Source organism: uncultured Tateyamaria sp. (assembly GCF_947504105.1).
Classification (GTDB): Bacteria; Pseudomonadota; Alphaproteobacteria; order Rhodobacterales; family Rhodobacteraceae; genus Tateyamaria.
Map to the genome: position 1 here is coordinate 1 of NZ_CANNGP010000133.1, position 1,246 is coordinate 1,246.

At 51.4% G+C, this 1,246-nt stretch carries 2 protein-coding genes; one reads left to right on the forward strand and one right to left on the reverse strand.

Translation table 11 applies throughout. The annotated features are described in order from the left end of the window. Window positions 1-148: 148 nt before the first annotated feature. Window positions 149-1,069 (forward strand): malectin domain-containing carbohydrate-binding protein, encoded by a 921-nt coding sequence (locus Q1A75_RS23890; RefSeq protein ID WP_299593562.1) that lies wholly within the window; start codon window positions 149-151, stop codon window positions 1,067-1,069. Between the two features lie 40 nt (window positions 1,070-1,109). Here the strand turns inward: Q1A75_RS23890 and Q1A75_RS23895 are convergent. Then, the coding region (locus tag Q1A75_RS23895; protein WP_299593565.1) for an IS3 family transposase at window positions 1,110-1,246 on the reverse strand (137 nt) is incomplete at its 5' end.

Consider the following 1,246-nt stretch of genomic DNA (forward strand, 5'->3'; position numbering starts at 1 on the left):
AGAGAATTGTCGCGCGCCACCAGATGCGTTTTGGCAGCATCTCGCCCTCAATCTATTGATAGTCGAAAGATCTTTGACAGCTGCTCTGCACCGGTTCGATAACAAGGGCTAGTCGCGCAAGCTGTCCCATCTGGAGGAGAATTGAAACATGTTCGAATTGGCCACTGACCACATATCACCTTTGTCCGTAGCAACTTACGATCCGACCACTGGCGACCTCTATCTTGAATTTGACTATGCAAGGCTGCTTGATACCAATGGCGAATGGTCTAACGGCAGGCACATTGATGCGGTTACCTTCATGGGTAATGCTTACCCAATCATCATCCACGACGATGACGGCCCGCGCGACCAAAACGGACAATATATCTTTAACGAAAATACGGTGGACAATGTCTTCACGATCAATGTTGGCGCGGGACATGACCCGGCCAATGGCACTTTGTCCTTTGGACTGAGCGACCGTGAAGATGGCACCCGAGAGCTATTCACTTTCGAACTGGATGAAACCGAGGACACTACCGGCGACGAGGACACTGTCAGCGACGAGGACCCCCTGCCAACGCTGGTCTATGCGGTGAATGCGGGCGGCGATGCCTTTACGGCAGGAAACGGTGTGAAGTATCAAGCCAACGACTTTAATAACGGTCGGTCGCATCAAACCGGCGCAGATATCGCTGGTACGACAACCAATGACGCTCTTTATCAGTCGGAACGCTGGAACGCGAACGTCGTTAGTTATGAGCTCGAAGTGGATAATGGCACCTACGATGTCGAGTTGAATTTTGCTGAAATTTGGTCTGGTGCTGCGACATCCGGCAAACGTGTGTTTGATGTCTTCGTGGAAGATGAGCTTGTCTTCAACGATCTGGATGTCGCGGATGAGGTGGGCTTCAACACTGCCCTTGATCTGGTCGGTCAGGTGACGGTAGACGATGGATCCCTCACAATTCGGATCAGCGGAGAAGTTCAAAACCCGAAAATCTCCGGCTTTTCGGTATGGGAAGCTGAAGAGATCAAAGGTGGGGGGTTTTCACAAGGCTCGCTCTATGACGATCTCGTATTTTGAAGCAGCCGCCTGGCCTGCTGCCGGTTTCGCGGATGGCAACTTAAGCTTTCATAGCTCTCTCTTCGAATGTCATAGAGCTTAGGTAGCGGATAGTCGAGTGGCGGCGCTTCGAGTTGTAGAAGCGTTTGATGTAGTCGAAGACATCTGCGTGCGCCTGTTTTCTTGTTCTGTAGGTTT